The sequence below is a fragment of the Streptomyces sp. NPDC015139 genome, from assembly GCF_043079785.1.
Classification (GTDB): domain Bacteria; phylum Actinomycetota; class Actinomycetes; order Streptomycetales; family Streptomycetaceae; genus Streptomyces; species Streptomyces albidocamelliae.
Genome location: NZ_JBIBUW010000056.1, coordinates 1 through 3,751 on the forward strand (window position 1 = coordinate 1; position 3,751 = coordinate 3,751).

Here is a 3,751-nt window from a genome sequence, read left to right on the forward strand (position 1 = left end):
CTCTAGCCCCCACCAAGATCACCGCAAGTAACCAACCACACGACCCGATCAGCAAGACCACACACCTCTACATACACAAAGGAATTGACAACCTCCCGCGTATCAAAAAGGGGCCGTGAACACACGTGCCTGGATCGTCTTCCTCGACGAATCAGGCGTCTCCCTGCTCCCTCAGATCCGCCGCACCTACTCGCCCCGAGGACGGACTCCGCTCCTGCGTCACCGCCTGAACTGGAAGCGCGCGTCGATGGCCGGAGCCCTGGGCTACCACGCCACCGACCCCGATCGCGGGGCCCGCCTGTGCTTCCACCTCAAGCCCGGCAGCTACGACACCGCCGGACTCATCGAGGTCCTGGAGCAGATGAAGGTGTTCTACCGCGGCGAGCGGGTGATCCTGGTCTGGGACGGCCTGTCGGCCCACTGGAGCCGGGCGATGCGGGCCTGGGTCGCCGAACAGGACTGGCTCACTCTGGAGCGATTACCCGCCTACGCTCCCGAACTGAACCCGGTGGAACTGCTGTGGTCCTCGCTCAAGAAGCGTGAACTCGCCAACCTCGCCGGCGACCACCTCGCCGATGTCGCCGACGCCACCCAACAAGGCATCCACCGCATCAACACCAACCCACGACTGCCCTGGTCATTCCTCGCCCATACCGGCCTGACCATCCACCCAGCACACCCACCGAACTTACGAAAAGGTCAGTAAGAGGGCATCTGATCTAGGTAGCTGGTGTTCTGGGATGTTTTTGTGACTGGCGTCGTTGGCGGTCGTTGGATGAGGCGTGAGTGACCGTCGCCCGTACCGCAGTGATGTGTCCGACGCCCGCTGGGCCTTGATTGAACCGGTCTTCACCGCTTGGCGGGCGAGACGTGCCGGCCCCGGCACGGCAGCCCGGGTGCACGACCTGCGAGAGATCGTCAACGCGATCCTCTATGTCAACCGCACCGGCATCCCGTGGGAGTACTTGCCGCACGACTTCCCGCCCTGCAAGACGGTCTATGACTACTACGCGAAGTGGGAAGCGGATGGCACCACCCAGCAGGTTCACGACCTGTTACGCGACAAGACCCGCCGATTACACGGCCGCAGCGCAGAGCCCACCGCGGCCGTTGTCGACGCGCAGAGCGTGAAGACCTCGGCAAACGTCGCCGAGACCAGTCAGGGCATCGACGCCGGCAAGAAGATCAAAGGACGCAAACGGCACCTGATCACGGACACGCTCGGTCTGGTGCTGGCCGTTCTCGTCACGGCCGCGAACGTCCACGACACCACCGGCGGCAAGCTCCTGCTCGACGACCTGGCCGCGGCGCATCCCAGCGTCACCAAGGTCTGGGCAGACGGCGGTTACCAGAACAGCATCTTCAGCCACGGCGCCCGGTTGGGCATCGACGTCGAAGTGGTGGAGCGACCGCGGACCAAGGGGTTCGAGCCGCTGCCGAAACGGTGGGTGATCGAGCGGACCTTCGGCTGGCTGATGCAGCACCGCCGTCTGGCACGGGACTACGAAGCCCTCCCGCAGAGATCGAGAGCGATGATCCACTGGGCGATGGCTAACAAAATGTCCCGCGAACTGACCGGAGAATCCGCACCAACCTGGCGAATCGAAACGGACATCCCGGAAGCATCAGTGTGAAGGCTGATCAGATGCTCTCTAAGAGCACCTAACAGAGAGCCCGGTCGTAGCCATATCCCCTTGCTGGCTGAGTCTGCGGTGCTGCGGGAGGCGCTCGGGCCCGAGCTGTACGAGGCCGTACTGGCCGTCCGCCGCGCGGAGGCGGAGCTGTTCGCGATGTCCACCGACGCGGACGTCATCGAGGCCGTCCGCCGACAGTATTGACTGGCTACTCCTCGGGCTCCCAGGCGATCAGCTGCTCGAACACCTGGTGGTCGCCCTCGATCTTCAGGTCGCTCAGCGTGAGGCGGCCCCAGACGAAGAGGAGCAGCTGCTCGGCGGTGCCCGTGGCCGAAGCGGAGGGGGGCGCGGCGTCGTCCGTGAGGGGTGCGGGCCAGGCGCCTGTGCCGTCCAGCGTGAGGAGCCAGGAGCGGCCCTCGGTGGCGTGGTAGTGGATGGTGGCGGCCTCATGCGGCCAGGCCGCCGGGGTGGAGTTGCACGTGTCGAGAAACTCGGCCACGCCGTCGATCGCGACGTCCGCCGGCATCGGCTGCACGGCGCCTGCGGCGAGCTGGGCGTCGTAAGTGTGCACCAGCACCTCGTGCACCCGGCGCCGGGCAACGCCCCAGGCATTCGCCGGTGACACGCCGGCGCTCCACCATGCCCAGCACTCGCGCTCCGGGCCGGCCTCGCGCAGCGCACTCAGCAACAGCTCGTTCGACTCGGCGTACCAGGCCAGCAGGGCCTCGAGCTCCCGCGGCACCTCCGCGAGATCCTTGGCCGGCGGAGCCTCGGCCGGGCCCGCGGCGACGATCGCGGCCCACCAGCGCTGGCCCGTACCCAGGTGCTGCACCAGATCGAACAGCGTCCACTCGGGGCAGGACGGCACCGGCGCGTCAAGGCTGGGCGCGGCGGCAACCGCACACCGGAACGCGGCCGACCGCTCGTCGATCAGTTGCAGCAGGGCGGAATACTCAAGACTCTCTGTCACATCGCTTACCTATCACCCCAGCTCAGTCGACCGCACCCTATTTTCCAGGCCGTCAACTGCGGGAGTTGGAGCACCTAATGGAAAGCCTGGCCGGAGCCATATCCCCTTCCTGGCCAGCTCGTTGAACGAGTCCTGAGGGAGGGGGAACCGTCCTCCGTGGAGGGTGCCGGATGACCTGCGGGGGCGCATCGAGCCGTTGCTGCCGGTCAGGCAGCGGCGTCCGTGCCATCACGGCCGGCTGCCACTGGACGACCAAGGCCAGTCGGGGCGGCCCAAAACCGGGCCGAGCCCGGTCGACCGCGCCCGGCCCGGCTCGAAGCACCACGTCATCGCCGAGGCAGGCAGCACCCCGCTCGCCATCACCCCGACCGGTGGCGGCCTGACACGGGCAGATGGTCCCCGGCGGCCGCGACCACCGCCGGACCAGGCCGTTTCCTTCACCGTTGTCGGCCCGCGCCTTTCGCACGGTCGGCGGGGCGCATGCCGACCGGTGCGGTGGGTGCGGCGTTCTTGACGATCGTACGACGACGTCGGGGTGCGGGCTGCCGAGGCCTAGGCGGGGGATGAGGCTTACGCCGAGGCCCGCGGCGACGAATCCCTGGGCGGTGACGTAGTCCTCGCTGTGGACGGCGAAGTGGGGGCGGAAGCCGGCTGCCGCGTGCTTGATGTGCGACGGATGCAGGTACTGCGGTCGTCCACAACGGCTCCGTGACGGGGTCTCGGGCACGGCCGGCCTGCTGTTGCTGGCCCGTCGGGCAGGCCAGCGCTTGCCTCGGTCGGGGGGTATGTGGGGGCGTCTGGTGGTGGCTGCGTTGTCCCTGCGTGGTGGCTGTCTGGGTGGTTTTCGGCGGTCTACGTGTTTGAGGGGGTTGGTGTGTGCCGGGGCTGGGGGCGGGGGCGGGGTGGGGTTGGGGTCGGCGGGTGGGGGTCGTGTGTCGGGGTGGGCGTGGCGTGTCTGAGGTGGGCGAGCGGGGACTGGCGTGGTGCCGTGGCGTGCCGTGTCGTGTGGGGGCGTGTCGTGCCGTGCCGGGCCGGGCGGTGCTGTGTCGTGTTGTGTGGGGGCGTGTCGGGTCGGGTGGGTTGGTGGTGCGTCTGGCGGGGCGGTGTGGTGGGTGTCGGGTGTGAGGGGGTGGTGTGGGTCGGTTGC

At 68.0% G+C, this 3,751-nt stretch carries 4 protein-coding genes and 1 pseudogene; 4 read left to right on the forward strand and 1 reads right to left on the reverse strand.

Annotated features, from left to right (window positions below; all coding sequences use genetic code 11):
- The first annotated feature begins 115 nt into the window (after positions 1 to 115).
- The 3 genes from ACF08B_RS41475 to ACF08B_RS41485 all read left to right on the forward strand — a co-directional run bounded on the left by ACF08B_RS41475 (position 116) and on the right by ACF08B_RS41485 (position 1,838).
- A complete protein-coding gene (locus ACF08B_RS41475; protein ID WP_392322208.1) occupies positions 116 to 706 on the forward strand; it encodes a transposase in 591 nt (196 codons plus the stop codon).
- Between the two features lie 76 nt (positions 707 to 782).
- Positions 783 to 1,634 carry an IS5 family transposase gene (locus ACF08B_RS41480; RefSeq protein ID WP_392322209.1) on the forward strand — a complete coding sequence of 284 codons (852 nt, stop codon included), beginning with the start codon at positions 783 to 785 and terminating at the stop codon, positions 1,632 to 1,634.
- Between the two features lie 60 nt (positions 1,635 to 1,694).
- Complete coding sequence (locus ACF08B_RS41485; protein ID WP_392322210.1) at positions 1,695 to 1,838, forward strand: hypothetical protein; 144 nt, start codon at positions 1,695 to 1,697, stop codon at positions 1,836 to 1,838.
- Between the two features lie 4 nt (positions 1,839 to 1,842).
- On the opposite strand, the gene ACF08B_RS41490 is transcribed toward ACF08B_RS41485, so the two are convergent.
- Entirely contained in the window at positions 1,843 to 2,604 is a 762-nt protein-coding gene (locus tag ACF08B_RS41490) for a maleylpyruvate isomerase family mycothiol-dependent enzyme (protein WP_392322211.1), read from the reverse strand.
- Positions 2,605 to 2,767: 163 nt separating this feature from the next.
- Here ACF08B_RS41490 and ACF08B_RS41495 point away from each other — a divergent pair.
- Positions 2,768 to 2,980, forward strand: a pseudogene (locus ACF08B_RS41495) (hypothetical protein); the annotation flags it as partial.
- Positions 2,981 to 3,751 lie beyond the last annotated feature (771 nt).